Source organism: Gottfriedia acidiceleris (assembly GCF_004138285.1).
Lineage (GTDB): Bacteria > Bacillota > Bacilli > Bacillales > Bacillaceae_G > Gottfriedia > Gottfriedia acidiceleris_A.
On record NZ_SCFN01000004.1, the window covers coordinates 93,875 to 114,648 of the forward strand.

The window sequence follows — 20,774 nt, forward strand, 5'->3', positions numbered from 1 at the left end:
ACACTCCTTTTTAATCTTTTTACGATACACTAATTACATTTTCACCAGTTTCAGCTTCTCTTTTAAATAATCTTGAATAAACGCCATCTTTTTCTAATAAAGAATGATGTGTACCTTCTTCGACTACTTTCCCATTTTCGAGTACAACGATTCTGTCCGCTGTTAATACGGTAGATAATCTATGTGAAATTACGATGACAGATTGTTTTGATTTTCGCTGTTGTATCGCTTCATTTATTTGCAACTCTGTAATCGGATCTAAAGCCGAACTTGCTTCATCTAAAATAAGAATAGGAGAGTTTTTAACTAAAGCTCTTGCTAAAGATAATCTTTGTTTTTGACCACCAGATAAGAGTGCCCCTCGTTCACCAATTGATGATTCTAGACCTTCTGGTAATGAATTTAGATAGTCTGATAATCCACTATCTTTTAGAGCCTGAATCATTTCATCATTTGTCACCAATTCATTTCCTATACGAATATTATCAGCTAAACTACCATTTCTTAGCTGTACATCTTGTGAAACAAACGAGATCGCATCTCTGATCCACTTTGCATTTGCTTTTTCAATTGGTAAACCATCTACTTCAATTGTTCCATTATTTAACGGATAGAAACCTAATAATAAGTCCACAATTGTTGATTTCCCAGCACCACTTGGTCCTACTACTGCCACTGCTTCACCTGGTTTCACATGAAATGACAATCCATTTAACACAAATTCTTCCTTCGTTGGATAGGCAAATTTAACATCTTTAAATTCAATTAACCCATTAACAGAATTTAATTTTTCACCTTCTTGCACTTCAAACTCTGAAACTTCTTCAGCTAACAATTTTTCAGATCGATCTAATGCTGGACCAGTTCTACGCACTGATAACCAGTTTCTTAGCATTCTTTGAATTTCATTAGCCGCAATGGTCACAAGTCCCCCTGCCGTATACATTTGTCCCGTCGTGATTTGATCATTTGAAATCAGTAAAACACTTATAAAATAGACAGCAGCTAAAGCAAATCCATTATAGCTACCGATTACGACAATTGATTGCATTCTTGCTTTTAATTCGATAATTGATTCCTTAATAAATGATTTACGGATATCGGCAACACTTTGAATTTCATAATCCGTTGCACCTAGAATTCTCGAAAGTTGAATCCCTGTAACTGATTCTCGTAATCTTTCTAAATAACGAGACGCTTCAGTTCTAGCTTTAGCCGAAGCAATTCTAGTACGAGCTCCGACTTTGTTAGAAGTCCAGTAAAATAAAACACCTAAAACAACACTCGTAATCATTAAATAAGGATTAATCCAAAGTAAGACAATACTATATATAAATACTCCTTGCACAGAAGCCATAAAAGTAGAGCCTTCCCATGCTAAAAAGTTATGCAGTGTATCTGGATCATCAGAAACTCGTGCTAATAATTCACCAGATTTAGATTGATGAAAATAAGAATAAGGTAAAATTTGCAAGTGCTTAAATAAGCGTAGTTTTTGCCAGTTTGTAACAGATTTAGCAATATGATGACAAAAATACTCATCAATGACCATTAAAATTAAATCAAGAATTGCAGCAATAACAAGCAACCACATTAATCCCCATAAAAGTGTATTGTCATGGTTTGGGAGAATATGATCAATTAACCATCCTGTTCCTAGAGTTGGTATTAATGCTGCACAAACTTGGCTTAAAGCAATTACAAATGAATCTGCAAATACCCATTTTTTATGAGGCTTGAGAAAGTTTATGACTCTTTTTCCATCGCCTATTTTTTTAGTATTTTTCTGCATCATACAGCACTCTCCTTTTCTAGTTCACTGTATTGTGCCATATATAATTGATAGTATTGACCTTTTAATGATAATAATTCTTCATGAGTTCCTTGTTCAGCAATACGTCCTTTATCTAATAATAAAATACAATCAGCATCTTTTACTGTTACAAGACGATGTGCGATTGTAATTGTTGTACGACCTGGAATTAACTTTTCAAGTGATGATTGTACTTTTTCCTCTGTTTCTCCATCTAATGATGATGTAGCCTCATCGAAAATTAATACTGGAGGATGACGTAATATTGCTCTTGCAAGAGCTACTCGTTGTCTTTGACCACCAGATAATTTTAGCCCTCTTTCACCAACAATCGTTTCAAAACCTTCTTGTAGTGACTCAACTAAATCAGATAAGTCCGCTGCTTCAACAGCAAGCCCAAGTTCTTCATCAGTTGCATTAGGTTTGGCATATAGTAAATTTTGCTTTAATGTACTATTTAAAAGAAATGTTTCTTGAGAAACAACACCAATATTTTGGCGTAATGATTGATAATCATGAGAAGATAAATCTTTACGATCAACTGAAATCGAACCTGAAGAAGGCTCGTATAATCCGAGTAATAACTGAATTAAAGTACTTTTTCCTCCACCGCTTGAACCAACAATCCCAATATGTTGACCTGCTTTAATTGAAAATGAAACATCTTTTAGGACTTCTTCAGTTGAATTTGGATAAGTAAATAGAATATTTTTAACTTCTATATCACCTTTCACTTCTCCAAATTTCGGTAAATCATCAGGTTGTTCTGCAGGTAGGTCAAAGTATTCATATATTCTTTGAAGTGCTGGAATCGCTTGTTGAATTGTTAATGCATTTTCAGCCAACGAGCGGACAGGCATAAACATTGTTGGGATGAAGCCTAGAACAGCAATTAATGTACCAACTGTAATTTCATGCTGCCAGATCGAGTATCCACCAATTAACATAATGACCCCTGGTGCACCATTATTAAACACATTTCCTAAACGCCAATTAACCTTCCCAATTAAAGCCAAACGAATAGCAAATCTTTTCCAAACAGAAAGCTTATCTTCTAATTTTTTATTTTCTTTATCCTGTGTTTGAAATGTTCGCACTAGACGAACAGATTCGATACTTTCTTGAGTGTGGTTATATAAATCAGCACTCATATCACGAGCTATAGCCCCCATTTTTCTTACTTTTTTACCAATCATAAATGAAGGAACTAAATAAATTGCAAATACAATAAGCATGACCACAGCCGCTGGCCAATATAAAGGAAACACCGCTATAAATGCTGCAATCGCTGCAATTACTTGTTGAAGAAAACGAGGTATAACTGTATTATTCAAGTTTTGCACAGACTCTACATCATGCGTTAACCTAAATAACATATCTCCTCGAGCTGTTGTTGAAAAAAACGACATCGGTGCTTTTTGAAGCTTTGTAAATGCACGTAATTGCATATCTGTAATTACATCTAGACCAATTTTTACTTGAATAAATTCTTGTAATGATTCAAAACCGACCTTAAATAAGAATGAAAGCATAATCCCTAAAATTAAATAAAAGATAATTTTTGAATCAGGACCACCAACAATCTCATCGACCAACTTACCAGTCAAAATCGGTGGAATAATCGCAAATGCGCCAGCAATTAATGAACATACAAAAGCAATTAGAAATACTTTCCAATACGGTTTAAAATGATTAACTGTTTCGATTAAAATTTTCATCTATTGCCATCCCCCTAACCTGTAACATTTTACAATATTTTCGAACTATTTTCACTATTAAAATTTTTACCAGGATTAAAGTAATGTTGTTGAGATATTTTTGTATTTTTTATGTTGTTTAAAACGTTTCTCCCAGAACTACTTTCCTATCCTAATGTTCTTCGTTATTCCTTTTATCTGGTCTCAAATACATTTTAATCTTTCAATTAATCTATTTCTTCATTAAATTGATTGAACATTCGTACACTATTAGTCTTTAGAGCATAAAAAAAATCTACAACTTAAGTCGTAGATTTTAAGATTATTTATTTACTAGATTATATATGCAATGTAGATTTATAAAATAATCATTCTTTTTTTATTTCAATATTTTAAAATCGTATGAATGAACTGATTTTCCTTTTACTGATGACAAAATTTCATCTACTCCATTCATTTGAACTTCATTTGTTTTTTTGCCAGTTTCTAGAGAATATTGTTCAAAATAATATTTAACTTTCTTTTTTGAATCATACCTTACCACAAACATTGAATCATTTTTGAAATATGTTTGCTCTCCATAGCGATACGGACCTTTTCGTGGATTTTCAATTGTAAATTTCTTTTTCACTATATTACTAGTAGTGTCCACTGTATAAACATCACCTAATCCGTTTGCGTAGAAAAGCTGCTTTCCATAAAGATAGATCGATTGATCAAGGCTGTAAGGAATTGTAGCGGTCAATTGATTGATAGTTTTATTTTTGTAGGAAACAAGTGTGATTATATCTTGCTTTAAAGTTTTCTTATTTATTCGTATTAGTACTTCATTTGCATCCTTCAAATTTCCTTGTTTACTTTCCTCAACTACCATGTAGTAATAATTTTCATCACTAATAATCTGTGATCTAGGACCGTAGGTGTTAAAAGTAGATCGCTTTTTAAGTTGAGTTAAATCTTTTATTTTTAGTTTGTTGTCGTCTAAACTAATTTTCCGTAAATAACAAGTCTCATTATCTTCTGTTAAAATTAGTATTTCATTTTTATCTACACCTGTTGTAAAAATAAAATGGGGGATATTTCCTTTTTCAAATCCTTTTTCATTTCCATATAATACATTTGAAGCATAACCATTTTTTACAAAACCTGAATTAAAAATAGTAAAATAAAGATTTGAACTTTTTAAATATCCTGTTATTTCCCCTGTATGTTGATACTTCATTTTAACTTCTTTATATTTATCTCCAATTATTCGTAGTGTTTCTTTATCCTCTAATAAAAGGCCAGTTTCTCCTAACCCAACACTACCAAGTTCTAATCCTTTCATTTTATACCCTCTTGCTACACCCTCATCATCAACAAAGATCACGATACTGATCCCTCTATCATCCATATCTTGGTCCGCAGTAGAAGAATAATATAAGACGGCTTGTTTATCATCTAAAAAGTTATTCTTTCTAATGGTCTCCTCTTTTACAATAAATGGAGAAACCCTAATCTTATTAACAACAAAATAACAACTGTAAATAACAAGTAAGCAAGTTAGAAATAGTATGATATATTTATACTTTCTTTTCATGTTTTTCTCCTAGACTATACTAAAAGGCAATAAGTCAAACTGTTCAACTTATCGCCTTATAAAATTTATATTTTACGGACTAGAGTTGTATCTTTTGCATCACGAACATCCCTCGGATATACACCTAATCCTTTGTCTTTATCTAAATCTAAGTCCGCTTTTAACTTATATGCAGACCATACTAACTTTGCACAATTTTTATCACCAGTATGACTTGTATTACGATTATTTGCAAAATTGTAAGAGTAGTCATCTTTACCTACTCGACTTTTTGCCCAATCGGCAGCTGCATTTCGATTAGCAGTTGAAGTGTTAACGGATTTAACTTGTGCATCTCCTTTGTCTACTAGTCTTTTTTCGAAATGTAATGAACGAACTCCCACTTTTGGAACAGATTCAACTACAGTTTCAGTATTATAATACATCCCTACATGTCCATGATTTAAGTAGGCAGTTTGTGATGCCGTATAGTAAATCTGTCCTTTTACACCTGTTCCAACCGAAACAGTACCACCACTGCCCCCTCTAGCTTGCAATTTTTTTTCTGACAACCCCTGAGCTTCATCTTGTTTAAGCTCATTAAAAAGTTGTTCTAATATAGCTTCTTGCTTATCACCAGTGTTTTTAGAAATGGATTCTACGTCCTTTAACAATTCTTTTTCCGTAACATCGGGTTGTAATGCTAAAATTTCTTTTACATAAGGTAAATCTGTATTAGCATAGCTAATAGGTGTTGCAGATAAGACTAAACTAGCTGATAAGACACTTACTACGATTAATTTTTTCATTTAAACGTCTCCTTTTACAAATAATTTTCTATATTTGAAATAGAGAGTGATATGTGTCGTTTATTAATTTTACTGTCGAATCATTCATCACAATTCTATACAAGAATATTATATAAGGAAAAGTTTACTAATATTTACTAAATTTTAGTCTCTTTTGTGACACTTTTTAAGTTCTTGAAATGTGGATAAACAAAATTCAATCCGTAATAGTACAGGGGAAAGTGAAAGATAAAGCTAGAAATTTTTAAAGAATAAAATTGGCTACTACGACGAGCTTCCTTCACTGCTGCCAATTTACACTTTCTTAATGCGTAAAAAAATCTACAACCTAAGTCGTAGATTTTTTTGATTCATTCAGTTTGTACTCTAAGAATTCTTGAGACTTTCCTTTTGGAATACTCAAACTCTTAAATTCATCATTTTTTATTAACTTAGCTATATAAACAATTTGACCAATATGATTTCCGTAATGACTAATTTGTCTATGTATTGCTTGTAAAACAGTATGGTCTTCACCACGAATTTTAATCGTTTTTAAAACATCTTCTTCTTGTAGACTCTCTAGTGTGTTAAAAACAACATTCCATCCTTTATTCCAATCAGCTAATAACTCATCCTTTGTTTGGTAAATCCCCTCAAATTCAACGTCACGATTTCTCCATGGTTTTTCACCATCCGTCGTGAGAAAATCCGTCCATCTAGAAATCATATTACCACTTAAATGCTTTACAATTATGGAAATACTATTCGATTCACTAGATGGCTGCAAGTGCAATTCTTCATTATTCAGCTGTTCCATCGAACGATCACCAAGCTTTTTTATCCCTTTGAATTCTTTTAAACTATTCGAAAGAAATTGTTTTGCGATTGACATACTGGACCCTCCAATTTTAAAGTTTCTTTCAATCAATTTTATGAATAGTTTAAAAACTTATTAATTATTTATCAAATAATTTGTTTGGGTTTAGAGGGGGAAAGTACACTAATTTAGTTAAAATTTCAGGTGAGAGTTTTTCATTTTTTATGATTTTTAAAGTGAATCCTAATTATTTTAGGTGATTTAAAGTTTGGAAGCTTATTTTTGATGAATTTTCTATTGTGGAACAGTGATGTTGATGCGAATTTTATGGTTTATTTACGATTTTACTATTTTAAACTGTGATTACAGTCCAAGTTTTTATTTTCACTCCACAAAAAAAAAAGATGACTCCGAAAAGTCATCTTTCCTACTCTAAGTATTAAACTTCAACAGTCATCCAGCTAGCATCTTGTGGATTTTTTCTCCATGCAGTTAGTTTTGCTACATGTTCTGCTTCGATTGAACCTTGTTCTTTTGCTACTTCAACTAGTGTGTCATAGTCAGTTAGAGAATAGTATGTTACGTCGTTTGCATCAAACTTCTCTACTGCTGCTGGAAGATTGTATGTGAAGATTGAAACTACTCCTAGTACTTCGCAGCCCGCTTCGCGTAAAGCTTCTACGCATGTAATTACGCTGCCGCCAGTTGAGATTAAATCTTCTACTACAACTACTTTTTGTCCAGTTTTAATTGGGCCTTCGATTTGGTTTCCTTTGCCATGGCCTTTTGCAGAGCTACGAACATAAACCATTGGTAATTCCATTAAATCACTTGTCCATGCTGCGTGTGGAATTCCAGCAGTCGCTGTACCTGCGATTACATCTACGTTACCAAATTTAGTTTGGATTAGTTCTACTAAGCCTTTTGCAATATTTTTACGAATTTCTGGATAGCCAAGAGTTAGGCGATTATCACAATAGATTGGAGATTTGATTCCTGATGCCCAAGTAAATGGAGTTTCAGGTTGAAGACTTACTGCCCCAATGCTTAATAAGTTTGCTGCGATATTCTTTTTCATATTGTTACGCCCTCCCATTGTGCAATTACTTCTTCATATGCTTCTACTGGATTTTCGCTTTTTGTAATACTGCGTCCTACTACAATATAGCTACTTCCAAATTGTCTAGCTTTCGCTGGAGTTGTTACACGTACTTGATCATCTACACTATTATCTGCTAGGCGAATACCAGGTGTTACAGTAAGGAAGTTCTCACCTTCAACTGCTGCTTGAACTAACTCTACATCAAGTGGAGAGCAAACTACACCGTCAAGACCGCTTTCTTCTGTTATAGCAGCATATAGTTTAATCGAATCCTGTAAAGAAGAAATTCCTTGTTCATGGATTACTTGTTCTTCTGAAGTGCTTGTAAGTTGTGTCACAGCTATTAGTAATGGTCTTTTTTTACCAGCTGGAGTGCCTTCTTCTAGACCTTCTAATGCTGCCTTCATCATTTTCGTTCCACCAGCTGCATGAACATTAACCATGTCTACTTCTAAAGATGCGATATTTTTCATAGCATGTTTTACTGTATTTGGAATATCATGAAGTTTCAAATCTAGGAAGATTTGATGTCCTAATTCTTTTAATTCCTTAATGATCGCTGGACCCTCTTTGTAAAATAGCTCCATCCCTACCTTTACATATAGAGACTTTTGAAATTTTTTTACAAAATTCATTACTTCATCTTTTGATGAAAAATCAAGCGCGATGACCACTTGTGATGACATGTTGTTTCCAGCTCCTTCCAATACATTCTTCAATTGACTGATATCCATATTTGTGTAGCACTTCAGGTAGTTCATCTATAATTGTTGGGCAAACAAATGGATCAACGAAGTTTGCCGTACCTACACCGATTGCACTTGCTCCTGCTAGGAAAAACTCTAGTGCATCTTCTGCATTCATAACCCCACCCATTCCGATGATTGGGATGTTTACTACTTGACTCACATCATGGATCATTCGAATCGCGACTGGTTTAATTGCAGGTCCTGATAGTCCACCAGTTTTATTTGCAAGAATCGGTTTTCCCGTTCTTAAATCTAGTCTCATCCCTAGTAATGTATTGATCATTGTTAAACCATCTGCTCCTGCATTTTCAATTGCTTTTGCGATTTCAACAATATTCGTTACATTCGGTGATAATTTTACGTATAGTGGAACTTCGCTTACTTCTTTGACTTTCTTAGTTACTTCAGCCGCTGTTGCAGCATCCGTTCCAAATGCAATCCCACCACATTTTACGTTTGGACAAGAAATGTTTAATTCTAATGCTTTTACATTACTTACTTTTGAAATTTCTTTTGCGACTGTTACATAGTCTTCAATAGTTGATCCAGCAATATTTGCAACGATTGGTACATCATAATTTGATAACCATTTTAATTCTCCGTTAATTACTTTTTCCAAACCAGGATTTTGAAGTCCAATCGCATTTAACATTCCCGCCTGAGTTTCAGCTACACGTGGTGTTTCATTTCCGTATCGTGTTTCAACTGTTGTTGCTTTTATCATAATAGCTCCAAGAATACTTAGATCGTAAAGATTTGCAAACTCTCTACCAAATCCGAAGCAACCAGAAGCTGGCATAATAGGATTTTTTAAATCTAAGCCAGGAAGTTTTGTTTGTAATGAAATCATAGTACTACCTCCTCAGCTTGGAATACTGGTCCATCGCTACAAATTTTACGATATGATCCGTCTTCAGTATGGCATACACATGCGAAACAAGCTCCGATTCCACAGCCCATTCGTTCTTCAAGTGATATAAAGCCAGCCTTCATACCTTTATATTGCTGTTGTAAAGCCTTTAACATCACAGTTGGACCACATGCAAAGTATTGATCAAATTGAAGCTCTTTTTCACGAATTACATCTGTTACAAAACCTTTCGTACCTAGAGTTCCATCTACTGTTGCCATAAAGGTTGGTCCTAATTCTGAAAATTCTTTTTCATAAAAAGCTACATTACTTGATTCAAATCCTAACACATGAATTACATTTACACCACGAGCTTTAAATTGCTTCGAAAGTTCATACATCGGAGGTACTCCAATTCCACCACCAACTAGTAGTGCTGTATCTCCTTCTGAAAGAGTTTCAACATCATAACCTTGACCTAGAGGACCTAATACATCAACTTGTTGTCCAACGCTTGCTTCTTTTAAAAGCTTAGTTCCTTCACCTTCTGCGCGGAATATCATCGTGAACTCACTTTTCTCTTTGTCGATCGAACATATACTGATTGGTCTTCTTAATAGTGGCGTTAGTCCACCAGTCACTTTTATATGGACGAACTGCCCAGGAGAGTGCATCTCCTGAACTAGTTCACCTTTTAATGTCATTTCGACAATTTGATGGGCAATTTCTCTGTTTGAGACAATTGTCATGAGTTCTTTTTTTATCATACTAATACGCCAGCCTTCATTTCTTTGTTTGGTAGTGCAGAAGTTGAGAATGTTAAGCTTTCAATTACTGATAATATTGCAGTTGCTGTATCAAGTGAAGTTAAGCAAACTACTCCGTTTTCAACTGATTCACGACGAATTCTGAATCCATCACGAGCTGGTTTTTTACCTTTTGTTAACGTATTGATAACAAACTGTGCATCTCCACGCTTGATCATATCTAGCATATTGTTTTCATGCTCGTTAATTTTGTTTACCGCTTTTACTGGTACACCGTGGTTTTCTAAATGATTTTTAGTTCCTTCTGTACCGAATACTGTAAATCCAATTTCATGGAAGCGTTTTGCGATATTTACTACTTCTTCTTTATCTTTATCAGCTACTGTAATGATCACTGAACCATGTGTTGGGATTTGCATTCCAGCAGCAATTAGTGCTTTGTATAATGCTTTTTGAAGACTTACATCTTTACCCATTACTTCTCCAGTTGATTTCATTTCAGGGCCTAATGTTATATCTACTGAGCGTAGTTTAGCGAATGAGAACACTGGTGCTTTTACATATACTTCATTACCTTCTGGATGGTAGCCTGTTGCATATCCGAATGAAGCTAGTGTTTGACCAAGGATCACTTTTGTTGCGATATTCGCCATTGGTACATTTGTAATTTTACTTAAGAATGGTACTGTACGGCTTGATCTTGGGTTTACTTCTAGTACGAATACTTCATCTTTATCTGTTACAACAAACTGGATGTTAAGTAATCCTTTGATGTTTAAGCCTTTTGCTAGTTTGATTGTATAGTCGATTAATTTTTGCTTCGCAGCTTCAGATACATTTTGTGTTGGGTATACTGCGATTGAATCTCCTGAGTGAACTCCAGCACGTTCGATATGCTCCATAATACCAGGGATATATACATCGATTCCGTCAGAGATTGCATCTACTTCAATTTCTTTACCAGTTAAGTAACGGTCGACTAATACTGGATGTTTTGGATTGATTTTAACTGCATTTTGCATGTAGTGAAGAATTTCTTCACGGTGGTAGACAATCTCCATCGCACGGCCACCTAGTACATATGATGGTCTCACTAATACTGGATAACCAATTTCATCAGCGATATCAGCTGCTTCTTCAGGTGTCATTGCTGTTTTACCTAGAGGTTGTGGTACACCTAATTGTTGAAGTGCTTCTTCAAACTTGTCTCTGTCTTCAGCACGATCTAAATCCTCAAGTGAAGTTCCAAGAATTTTCACACCACGTTCTACTAATTTGCCTGCAAGGTTAATTGCTGTTTGACCACCGAATTGAACAACTACGCCCATCGGTTTTTCTAAGTCGATAATGTGCATTACGTCTTCAATTGTTAATGGTTCGAAATACAGTTTGTCTGAGATACTGAAATCAGTTGAAACTGTTTCTGGGTTGTTGTTTATAATGATTGCTTCGTATCCTGCCTCTTTAATAGCTCTTACACAGTGTACTGTTGCATAGTCAAACTCGATCCCTTGACCGATTCGAATTGGACCAGAGCCAAGAACTACTACGCTCTTCTTATCCGTCACAATTGATTCATTCTCGATTTCGTATGTTCCGTAGAAGTATGGTGTTGTAGATTCAAACTCAGCCGAACATGTATCAACCATTTTATATACTGGTATGATTTGATTTTGATTTCTAAATTCGTATATTTCTTTATTTGTAGCATTCCATTGTGATGCAATGTAATCATCACTGAAGCCCATTTTCTTAGCTTTTAAAAGTACATCTAGTTCAAAATGGTTATCTTTAATTTGTTTTTCCATTTTTATGATGTTTTCAATTTTGTGTAGGAAGAAAAAGTCAATTTTTGTAATGTCGTGAATTTCTTCTAACGTCATACCTGTTCTCATTGCTTCAGCAACAATGTATAGTCTTTCATCGTCAGCTTTTGCCATGCGAGTAATCATTTCGTCTTTAGTCAGCTCTTTCACTGCGTTAAGCTCGATGTGACTTATTCCTAATTCTAGAGAGCGCACTGCTTTTAATAATGACTCTTCAAGTGTTCTACCGATTGCCATTACTTCTCCAGTTGCTTTCATTTGAGTTCCTAACTGACGGTTTGCCGTTTCAAACTTATCAAATGGCCAGCGTGGAATTTTTGATACGATATAGTCTAATGCTGGCTCGAAGCAAGCATAAGTTTTCTTTGTAACTGGGTTAATCATTTCATCCAATGTTAATCCTACTGCGATTTTTGCTGCTAATTTTGCAATCGGATAGCCTGTTGCTTTTGAAGCAAGCGCACTTGAACGTGATACACGTGGATTTACTTCGATTACATAGTATTGGAAGCTATCTGGGTCTAGTGCCAGCTGTACGTTACATCCACCTTCAATTCCTAAAGCACGAATTATTTTTAATGATACATTTCGTAGCATTTGATATTCGCGGTCACTTAATGTTTGAGAAGGAGCGATTACGATTGAGTCTCCTGTGTGAATACCAACTGGATCGATGTTTTCCATGTTACATACTACAATCGCATGGTCATTTGCATCACGCATTACTTCATATTCGATTTCTTTAAAACCAGCAATACTTTTCTCTAATAAACATTGTGTTACTGGGCTATTTTTTAATCCGCTTGCTACGATTTCTTTTAAATCTTCTTCATCGTGGCAAATTCCACCGCCAGTACCGCCTAGCGTGAAGGCAGGTCTTACGATGATCGGATAACCGATTTTTTCTACAAAGTCGTACGCTTCTTCTAAAGTATGGACGATTTCACTTTCTGGCACTGGCTCACTTAAGTCGTTCATTAATGTTCTGAATAAGTCGCGGTCTTCTGCACGGTTAATTGCATCTAGCGTCGTACCTAAAATTTTTACTCCACACTCTTTTAACACACCAGATTTATCTAGTGCTACCGCTAGGTTCAGTCCTGTTTGACCTCCTAATGTAGGTAAAAGTGCATCTGGGCGTTCTTTACGAATGATTCGACTAACGAAATCTACTGTTAGTGGTTCGATGTATACTTTATCAGCTGTTTGTACATCCGTCATAATTGTTGCAGGGTTTGAGTTTACAAGAATTACTTTGTATCCTTCTTCTTTCAATGCCTGACAAGCCTGTGTTCCAGCATAGTCAAATTCTGCTGCTTGACCGATTACGATTGGTCCTGATCCGATTACTAAGATTGTTTCAATGTCTACGCGTTTTGGCATTGTAAGTTCCCCTCTCTTTTCTGTGCTTCCATCATGCTCATAAATTCATCAAATAAATAGTTTGCATCTTCTGGTCCAGGTGATGCTTCTGGGTGGTATTGTACTGTGAATGCTGGGTAAATCTTATGTTTAAGTCCTTCTACAGTTCCATCATTTAGTGCAACATGTGTTACTTCTAAATCAGTTCCTTCAATTGAATCAATTTCTACAGCATAACCGTGGTTTTGTGAAGTGATTGCTACTTTTCCTGTTTCTAAGTGTTTAACTGGATGGTTCGCACCACGGTGACCGAATTTAAGCTTTGAAGTATTTCCTCCATTTGCTAGAGCAAATAATTGGTGACCTAAGCAAATTCCGAATAATGGTACTTTGCCCACTACTTCTTTAATCATTTCGATTGCTACTTGAACATCCTTTGGATCTCCAGGTCCATTACTTAACATAATTCCATCTGGAGCAAGTAAGAAAATTTCTTTTGCTGAAATATTATATGGTACGACTGTAACGTCACACTTACGGTTTGTTAATTCTCTTAAAATACCGTGCTTCATACCGAAATCCACTAATACTACACGGTGTCCTCTACCTGGACTTCTATAAGGTTTTTGTGTTGAAACTCGTTCAACATGGTTTGTGAATAGTGGTGCATTTGTTAATTCTGCAACTACTTCATCAACATTTGCTTCCATGCTGCAGAATTTACCTTTCATCGTTCCAACTTCACGAAGCTTTTTCGTTAACATACGAGTATCGATTCCTGCTAAACCTGGAATTCCTTTATCTTTGCAATATTGATCCAAGCTCATTTTGTTTCGGAAATTTGATGGATGCTCAGCATATTCTTTTACAATTAAGCCATGTACTGCTGGTACTATGCTTTCAAAATCCTCTAAGTTGATACCGTAGTTCCCTACTAAAGGGAAAGTGAATGTTACGATTTGTCCACAGTAAGATGGGTCAGTTAATACCTCTTGATATCCTGTCATACCTGTTGTAAATACGATTTCTCCTGTTGTTTCAACTTCGCTACCAAATCCTTCTCCTACAAAAACTGTACCGTCTTCTAATATTAATTGACGCATCATACTGTTAGTTCCTCTCTTTCATATACTAATTTGCCATTTACCATTGTCATTACTGGCCAACCTTTACAGTTCCAACCATTAAATGGAGTGTTTTTACCTTTTGAAAGGAATGTTGTTGAATCGATTTCCTCTTCTAAATCTAAGTCGATTACAGTTAGGTCTGCTACCGCTCCAACTTCAATTTTCCCTCTGTTTAAGTTAAAAACTTCAGCAGGTTTAGTTGTTAAAAAGTTTATTACTTGTTGTAAAGTCATTTTACCTGTTTCGACAAAATGAGTGTTTAATAATGGAAAAGCAGTTTCTAATCCTACAATTCCAAACGGTGCTATTTGCATTCCCTGAGCTTTTTCCTCTTCTGTATGAGGTGCATGATCTGTTGCAATCATGTCGATTGTTCCATCAAGTAATCCTTCGATTAATGCTTCTCGATCGACTGCACTTCTTAAAGGAGGATTCATTTTGAAATTTGTATCTAAGCCTGGGATATTATCTTCACAAAGAATTAAATGGTGTGGAGAAACCTCTGCCGTTACATTAATTCCAGCACGTTTTGCATCGCGTACCACTCTTACTGATTCTTTTGTACTGATATGGCAAACATGATAGTGACAACCTGTAGCTTCAGCTAATAGAACATCTCGAGCAATTTGAACACTTTCACAAATTGAAGGAATTCCATTTAAACCATTTTCTTTTGAAAACTTACCTTCGTGTACACAACCTTTTTGAATCAGTGTGTTTTCTTCACAGTGTGCAACGATTGATACATTTAGTTCAGCTGCTTTTTGCATTGCTTTGTACATCATTTCAGCAGATTGAACTCCTACACCATCATCTGTGAATGCAAAAGCTCCATTTTCTTTTAAGCCTTCAAAGTCTGTTTGCTCTTCACCAGCTTGTCGGATCGTTATTGATGCATATGGTAATACGTTTACGACTGCTGTTTCTTCTATTTTTTTATTTAATGCGCTTATGTGCTCGATTGTATCTGGTACTGGTCGAGTATTTGGCATTGCAGCAATTGTTGTAAATCCTCCTCTTGCCGCTGCCTTCGTACCTGTTTCGATTGTCTCTTTATGTTCACCGCCTGGCTCACGAAGATGCACATGAACATCTATTAAACCTGGTGAAAGCAATTTGCCGTCTAATTCAATTTGAATCGCATCTTCATCAATGATTGTTGCAGCGATGACTGAGATTTTTCCATTAACTATTAATACGTCTCGATTTAGAAGTTCACCATTTTCTTGTAAGATGACACCGTTTTTAAACAAGTACTTCATTTTTCATCTCTCCCCATACTGTTGGTAAGGCTCTTTTTAACACAGCCATTCGTACAAATACTCCATTTTCCATTTGCTTGAAGATTCTTGATTGCGTGCATTCAACTAATTCACTTGCAATTTCAACATCTCGATTAAATGGCGCTGGATGCATGATAATGCTTGTAGATTTCATTTTTGCTGCCCTTTCAACTGTTAGGCCATGCTTTTGTAAGTAATTTTCCATTATGTGATTTGTCTCTTCGTCGTGTCTTTCATGCTGAACTCTTAATAGCATCATGACATCAACTTCTTCGACTAATTCATCTAAATTTTTAAATGTTCCATAAGTATTTTTATCATCTTTCCATTCATCAGGACTTGCGAAGTATACTTCTGCGCCTAATCTAGTTAGTGCTTCAGCATTAGAGCGAGCAACTCTTGAGTGTCTTAAATCTCCAACAATTGCTACTTTTAATCCTTCAAAGCTTCCAAATTCTTGTTTGATCGTAAGTAAGTCAAGTAGGCATTGTGTTGGGTGATTTCCACATCCATCGCCGGCATTCAGGATTGGCATTCCTGCATCTTTTATTTCTTGAAAATACTCGTCTTGTGTATGACGGATTACGACTGCTTCAACTCCAATTGCTTGAAGTGTTTTAACCGTGTCATATAAAGTTTCACCTTTTTGAATACTTGAGCTTTCAACAGCTAGGTTTATAACTTCAAGTCCAAGTTTCTTTTGAGCTACCTCAAAGCTAAAGCGAGTTCTAGTACTATTCTCAAAAAACAAATTTGCAACAAATGTCTGACGTTTTAGGCTACTTATTTCTCCATTTGCAATGCTTTGTGCTTCGTTAAGCAAATCTTGAATTTCTTCGATTGTTAAATCAGACATGGTTAATAAATGATTCATCCGTCATCCCCCTAAATGAATTTCATCTGTTTTATTTTTGGAGTCTTCTCACTGTAAGAATGCCCCATTTAAAAGTCAATTATGAAGTTAAGCTCTCATCCTTATTTTCAATTGTACGATCGCCACCAATGTTTTCTGGTAGGACTAAATTTAGTACAACTCCGATTAAAGCTGATAAAGCCATTCCTTCTAATGCGAATTGATTACCAATGTGTATTGCTGCTCCACCAATTCCTAGTACTAGAATGACTGAAGCGATAACTAAGTTACGTTGTTTAGCGAAATCAGTCTTGTTTTCTACTAGTACTCGTAATCCGCTTGAAGCGATGATTCCGAATAATAGGATGGAGATACCACCCATTACAGGTGTCGGGATTGAGCTAATCACCGCTGAGATTTTTCCGATGAATCCGAATGACATGGCCAAGATTGCAGCACCTATGAATACGTATACGCTGTAAGCTCTTGTGATTGCTAGTACACCAATGTTTTCACCGTATGTTGTAGTAGTAGGACCACCAATTAAACCTGCTATCATTGTTGAAACTGCATCTCCGAATAATGATTTATCTAATCCAGGATCTTTAATTAGATCTTTATTTACGACACTTCCTAGTACTACTTGGTGTCCGATATGTTCTGAGATTGTTACGATCGCTACTGGTACAAAGATAATCAGTAACTGGAATGTAATGTGTGGTGTATAGTCTACAAATGGTACTGAGAAATCTGGTATTGCTATCCATTTTGCTTCTGCAATTTTTGTGAAATCCACTATTCCAAAGAAGATTGAAGTGATATATCCACCGATAATTCCTACTAAGATTGGTATGACTGATAAGAATCCTCTTGTAAACAATGCTGTTATGATTGTGATTGCTAGTGTAATTAATGCGATTGCGATTGATGTTGAACTGTATTTGCCGTCTGCTCCATTCATTGCCATTCCAACCGCTACTGTTGATAAGCTCAGTCCGATTACGATAATTACCGGTCCAACTACGATTGGTGGTAATACTCTGAATAACCATTTCACGCCTACTTTGTTAATGATTAGTGCGATTACTGCATAAATAATACCTGTGATGAAAACCCCTACGAACGCTGCACCAGGTTCTAAATTTGTTTTCGCGTAGATCATCGGAGCGATGAAGGCGAATGATGATCCAAGGTAAGATGGTACTTTACCTCTTGTAATTAGTACGAACACGATTGTTCCAATCCCACTTGAAATTAGTGCGATTGAAGGGTTTATGCCGATTAAGATCGGAGCTAATACTGTCGATCCAAACATTGCGAATAAGTGTTGTAAACTTAGGAAAATCCATTGACCTATATTCGGTTTTTCATTTATCTCTAGGACAGGTTTTTGTTTCATCAAGTTGTTTCCTCCAATTCTCCCAATAAAAAAACTCTTTGTGATTGTACACAAAGAGTCCGAGTGCGTTGCTTTAAATAAGGCAGCAACTAACTAGACCCTTTGTTAGCCTCTCTGGACCAAATTTAAAAGGGACTTCTATTTTTCAAATATACTTACTTTATCGTGGTCATCTGTTTCCTTTAATGCTACGACTACTTTTTCATTACTTGAAGTTGGAATATTTTTACCAACATAGTCTGCTCTTACTGGAAGCTCACGATGTCCTCGATCTACTAAAACTGCTAATTGTATTTGTGCCGGTCTACCTAGGTCCATAACAGCGTCCATTGCGGCACGAACTGTTCTACCTGTGTAAAGCACATCATCAACTAAAATTACTTTTTTGTTTGTTAAGTCAACAGGAACATTTGAACCCTTCACTAATGGTTCTTTGTTTTCTGTCTTTGTCGATAAATCATCTCGATAAAGAGTAATATCTAAATCACCCATTATTACATCTTTACCTTCAATCTGTTTAATTCTATCTGCAATACGTTTAGCGAGATAGACACCTCTTGTTTTAATGCCAACCAAAACAACATTTTCGATACCTTTGTTATTTTCTAGCATTTCATGTGCAATTCTTGTTAAACCACGTCTGATCGCTAGTTCGTCTAAGATGATTGCTTTTTCAGTCATTTACCTTACCTCCTACTTTTATAGTGTAGAAGCAAAAAACCCTCTTGCCCGATGGACAAGAGGGTAGCGCAAAAGGATACAATTATCCCTTTTCATTTTTCCGCTTCCTTCTCAACCTCACGGGGTTGTGTTAAAGGTTCATTCAACTGTCCTCATTATGACCTATAATAAAATCATTGTCAACAGTTATCTGCGTAATTGTTCAATAATATCTTCTAGTACTTCTGGTATAGGTGCTGAAAACTCTATATACTCATTTGTTCTTGGATGATTAAATCCTAAAACAGCTGCATGTAGTGCTTGACCATCTATATCTAATGTTTTACGTGGTCCATACTTAGGATCACCAGCTAACGGGTATCCTATGTATTTCATATGAACACGAATTTGGTGAGTACGGCCTGTTTCAAGCTGACATTCAACTAAAGTAAATTCTTCAAATCGCTCTAATACTCTAAAATGAGTGACTGCTTCTTTACTATTATCTTCAGTAACTGTCATACTTTGACGATCACTTTTATCTCTTCCGATTGGCGCATCGATTGTGCCTTCTTCATGCGGAATTACCCCATGTACAATTGCAATATATTTACGTACAGATGTTTTTTGACGTAATTGCTCTGCAAGCTTCTCATGAGCTACATCATTTTTTGCAACCATTAATAACCCTGAAGTATCCTTATCGATTCGATGTACTATACCAGGTCTTAATACACCATTTATACCAGATAAATCTTTACAATGATACATTAAAGCGTTCACTAAAGTACCCGTTTCATGACCTAATGCAGGATGAACTACCATTCCACGTGGTTTATTTACTACAATAACATCCGCATCCTCATAATAAACATCTAGTGGAATATTCTCAGCTATTACTTCTAATGGCTTTGGATCAGGTACTGAAACTGATATTTCATCGCCTTGTTTTACTTTATAATTACGTTTAATTTTTTCACCATTCACTAATACAAAATCTTCTTTTAACCATGTTTGTACTTGAGACCTTGACCACTCATCATTTTGAGTTGCAATAAACGTATCGATTCTTTCTAAATGTTGATCCTCTTGAACTGTAAAAGCAAAAACTGTCATTTCTTAACTCCTCTTTTATCTTCCAATAAAGTAATAATAAATAATAAAATAACGCCTACACAAAGAGCTAAATCTGCGATATTAAATACAGGGAAATCATAATTAAAAACATATACATGAATAAAATCAACTACTTCTTTACGGAAGAATCGATCAATAAAATTACCTATCGCACCACCTAAGACTAACCCTAAAGATAAACCAAGGAAGCGATCCCCTTTTGCGTGCTTTTGAATAAAGTAAATTACTGCTGCCACAAAAACAAACGTAATTAAATAAAAGAAGCCCATTTTTCCTTGGAGCATTCCCCAAGCCGCTCCCCTATTGCGATGTGATGTTATGTAAAAAATATTTTTAATTATTTCAATATTTTCTCCTAAATACATCTTCTTTAATACTGCAAGTTTTGTCAGCTGATCAATTAAAATGACAATTAACGCAATAATATATGCCACATTTATCCCCTACCTTATTAGATATCTCATCAAATTTTAGCATAGGGGAAACGTTTATACAATGAATAGTATTAGTAATGATTTCTTACAAAACTAAAATCCTCTACCGTTCGACCTGTTGGAAGCACTTTTAATTTTTCAATTGGAATAGCTTGCCCAGTTACTTCACAATAACCAAATAATCCATGATCAATTTTTTGCAAGGCAATCTCAATATCATATAAATCATTTTGCATGTCTTCAACGAGTATATGATGTTTATTTGTCTCCTCGAAAATTGAATGATGCTGCTCAATATCAGAAGAACTTATTGGTTCAGAAAATAAACGATGTAGCAATTCATTTTTAATTAGTTCGAGCTCTTGTTTAATATAGAAAATTTCATTGCTCCTCATCTTCTTCACTCCCAATTTATTATGTAAAAATACTTTTCCCTCAAATTGAAGTCGATAATAGGTGAAACTTTTTCCTTTAAAGGAAATAGCTATAGATATTTCCATTCATAATTATTGCTCTCAAGGATTTTAAAAAAAACAGAATCGGAATATA

Annotated in this window: 18 protein-coding genes; all 18 read right to left on the reverse strand. The window is 35.2% G+C overall.

Translation table 11 applies throughout. From position 1 onward, the window contains the following. Positions 1-19 precede the first annotated feature (19 nt). On the reverse strand, positions 20-1,795 hold the full coding sequence (locus tag EP747_RS07115; RefSeq protein WP_129689178.1) for an ABC transporter ATP-binding protein: 1,776 nt from the start codon (positions 1,793-1,795) through the stop codon (positions 20-22). Next, positions 1,792-3,531, reverse strand: coding sequence for an ABC transporter ATP-binding protein (locus EP747_RS07120; protein WP_129689179.1), 1,740 nt, complete (start codon positions 3,529-3,531; stop codon positions 1,792-1,794). The genes EP747_RS07115 and EP747_RS07120 overlap by 4 nt, the downstream gene beginning before the upstream one ends. Positions 3,532-3,889: 358 nt before the next feature. Then, positions 3,890-5,089, reverse strand: a complete 1,200-nt coding sequence (locus tag EP747_RS07125; RefSeq protein WP_129689180.1) for a hypothetical protein — start codon at positions 5,087-5,089, stop codon at positions 3,890-3,892. A gap of 65 nt (positions 5,090-5,154) precedes the next feature. After that, the gene (locus tag EP747_RS07130; protein WP_129689181.1) at positions 5,155-5,877 is read right to left on the reverse strand and encodes a YiiX/YebB-like N1pC/P60 family cysteine hydrolase; all 723 of its coding nucleotides are present in this window, start codon (positions 5,875-5,877) and stop codon (positions 5,155-5,157) included. A 328-nt stretch (positions 5,878-6,205) separates the two neighbouring features. After that, complete coding sequence (locus tag EP747_RS07135; RefSeq protein ID WP_129689182.1) at positions 6,206-6,751, reverse strand: DUF1572 family protein; 546 nt, start codon at positions 6,749-6,751, stop codon at positions 6,206-6,208. Positions 6,752-7,115: 364 nt separating this feature from the next. Next, positions 7,116-7,754, reverse strand: a complete 639-nt coding sequence (gene pyrE, locus EP747_RS07140) for an orotate phosphoribosyltransferase (RefSeq protein WP_088013014.1) — start codon at positions 7,752-7,754, stop codon at positions 7,116-7,118. Next, positions 7,751-8,464, reverse strand: coding sequence for an orotidine-5'-phosphate decarboxylase (gene pyrF / locus EP747_RS07145; RefSeq protein WP_056471007.1), 714 nt, complete (start codon positions 8,462-8,464; stop codon positions 7,751-7,753). Before pyrF ends, pyrE begins: the two co-directional genes overlap by 4 nt. Further along, positions 8,436-9,377, reverse strand: coding sequence for a dihydroorotate dehydrogenase (locus EP747_RS07150; protein WP_129689183.1), 942 nt, complete (start codon positions 9,375-9,377; stop codon positions 8,436-8,438). Before EP747_RS07150 ends, pyrF begins: the two co-directional genes overlap by 29 nt. Next, positions 9,374-10,144, reverse strand: coding sequence for a dihydroorotate dehydrogenase electron transfer subunit (locus EP747_RS07155; RefSeq protein WP_129689184.1), 771 nt, complete (start codon positions 10,142-10,144; stop codon positions 9,374-9,376). The genes EP747_RS07150 and EP747_RS07155 overlap by 4 nt, the downstream gene beginning before the upstream one ends. Continuing rightward, the gene (gene carB, locus EP747_RS07160; protein ID WP_129689185.1) at positions 10,141-13,353 is read right to left on the reverse strand and encodes a carbamoyl-phosphate synthase large subunit; all 3,213 of its coding nucleotides are present in this window, start codon (positions 13,351-13,353) and stop codon (positions 10,141-10,143) included. Before carB ends, EP747_RS07155 begins: the two co-directional genes overlap by 4 nt. Beyond that, on the reverse strand, positions 13,338-14,438 hold the full coding sequence (locus EP747_RS07165) for a carbamoyl phosphate synthase small subunit (RefSeq protein WP_129689186.1): 1,101 nt from the start codon (positions 14,436-14,438) through the stop codon (positions 13,338-13,340). Before EP747_RS07165 ends, carB begins: the two co-directional genes overlap by 16 nt. Beyond that, positions 14,435-15,721 carry a dihydroorotase gene (locus EP747_RS07170; RefSeq protein WP_129689187.1) on the reverse strand — a complete coding sequence of 429 codons (1,287 nt, stop codon included), beginning with the start codon at positions 15,719-15,721 and terminating at the stop codon, positions 14,435-14,437. The genes EP747_RS07165 and EP747_RS07170 overlap by 4 nt, the downstream gene beginning before the upstream one ends. Continuing rightward, positions 15,705-16,616 (reverse strand): aspartate carbamoyltransferase catalytic subunit, encoded by a 912-nt coding sequence (locus tag EP747_RS07175; RefSeq protein ID WP_129689188.1) that lies wholly within the window; start codon positions 16,614-16,616, stop codon positions 15,705-15,707. The genes EP747_RS07170 and EP747_RS07175 overlap by 17 nt, the downstream gene beginning before the upstream one ends. 79 nt (positions 16,617-16,695) lie before the next feature. Continuing rightward, on the reverse strand, positions 16,696-17,994 hold the full coding sequence (locus tag EP747_RS07180) for a solute carrier family 23 protein (RefSeq protein WP_129689548.1): 1,299 nt from the start codon (positions 17,992-17,994) through the stop codon (positions 16,696-16,698). A gap of 138 nt (positions 17,995-18,132) precedes the next feature. Then, complete coding sequence (gene pyrR / locus EP747_RS07185; RefSeq protein ID WP_129689189.1) at positions 18,133-18,675, reverse strand: bifunctional pyr operon transcriptional regulator/uracil phosphoribosyltransferase PyrR; 543 nt, start codon at positions 18,673-18,675, stop codon at positions 18,133-18,135. 186 nt (positions 18,676-18,861) lie between these two features. Further along, entirely contained in the window at positions 18,862-19,770 is a 909-nt protein-coding gene (locus EP747_RS07190) for an RluA family pseudouridine synthase (RefSeq protein WP_129689190.1), read from the reverse strand. Continuing rightward, the gene (gene lspA, locus EP747_RS07195; protein WP_129689191.1) at positions 19,767-20,225 is read right to left on the reverse strand and encodes a signal peptidase II; all 459 of its coding nucleotides are present in this window, start codon (positions 20,223-20,225) and stop codon (positions 19,767-19,769) included. Before lspA ends, EP747_RS07190 begins: the two co-directional genes overlap by 4 nt. A gap of 71 nt (positions 20,226-20,296) precedes the next feature. Then, complete coding sequence (locus tag EP747_RS07200) at positions 20,297-20,620, reverse strand: TraR/DksA family transcriptional regulator (protein WP_129689192.1); 324 nt, start codon at positions 20,618-20,620, stop codon at positions 20,297-20,299. Between the last annotated feature and the right edge of the window lie 154 nt (positions 20,621-20,774).

Bases quoted from the DNA above. Each gene is read 5' to 3' on its own strand.
- EP747_RS07190 (WP_129689190.1), bottom strand. From the start codon at position 19,770: ATGACAGTTTTTGCTTTTACAGTTCAAGAGGATCAACATTTAGAAAGA.
- pyrE (WP_088013014.1), bottom strand. From the start codon at position 7,754: ATGAAAAAGAATATCGCAGCAAACTTATTAAGCATTGGGGCAGTAAGT.
- pyrR (WP_129689189.1), bottom strand. From the start codon at position 18,675: ATGACTGAAAAAGCAATCATCTTAGACGAACTAGCGATCAGACGTGGT.
- EP747_RS07165 (WP_129689186.1), bottom strand. From the start codon at position 14,438: ATGATGCGTCAATTAATATTAGAAGACGGTACAGTTTTTGTAGGAGAA.
- EP747_RS07120 (WP_129689179.1), bottom strand. From the start codon at position 3,531: ATGAAAATTTTAATCGAAACAGTTAATCATTTTAAACCGTATTGGAAA.
- EP747_RS07180 (WP_129689548.1), bottom strand. From the start codon at position 17,994: ATGAAACAAAAACCTGTCCTAGAGATAAATGAAAAACCGAATATAGGT.
- EP747_RS07175 (WP_129689188.1), bottom strand. From the start codon at position 16,616: ATGAATCATTTATTAACCATGTCTGATTTAACAATCGAAGAAATTCAA.
- EP747_RS07170 (WP_129689187.1), bottom strand. From the start codon at position 15,721: ATGAAGTACTTGTTTAAAAACGGTGTCATCTTACAAGAAAATGGTGAA.
- EP747_RS07150 (WP_129689183.1), bottom strand. From the start codon at position 9,377: ATGATTTCATTACAAACAAAACTTCCTGGCTTAGATTTAAAAAATCCT.
- EP747_RS07200 (WP_129689192.1), bottom strand. From the start codon at position 20,620: ATGAGGAGCAATGAAATTTTCTATATTAAACAAGAGCTCGAACTAATT.
- EP747_RS07115 (WP_129689178.1), bottom strand. From the start codon at position 1,795: ATGATGCAGAAAAATACTAAAAAAATAGGCGATGGAAAAAGAGTCATA.
- EP747_RS07155 (WP_129689184.1), bottom strand. From the start codon at position 10,144: ATGATAAAAAAAGAACTCATGACAATTGTCTCAAACAGAGAAATTGCC.
- pyrF (WP_056471007.1), bottom strand. From the start codon at position 8,464: ATGTCATCACAAGTGGTCATCGCGCTTGATTTTTCATCAAAAGATGAA.
- EP747_RS07130 (WP_129689181.1), bottom strand. From the start codon at position 5,877: ATGAAAAAATTAATCGTAGTAAGTGTCTTATCAGCTAGTTTAGTCTTA.
- EP747_RS07125 (WP_129689180.1), bottom strand. From the start codon at position 5,089: ATGAAAAGAAAGTATAAATATATCATACTATTTCTAACTTGCTTACTT.
- EP747_RS07135 (WP_129689182.1), bottom strand. From the start codon at position 6,751: ATGTCAATCGCAAAACAATTTCTTTCGAATAGTTTAAAAGAATTCAAA.
- carB (WP_129689185.1), bottom strand. From the start codon at position 13,353: ATGCCAAAACGCGTAGACATTGAAACAATCTTAGTAATCGGATCAGGA.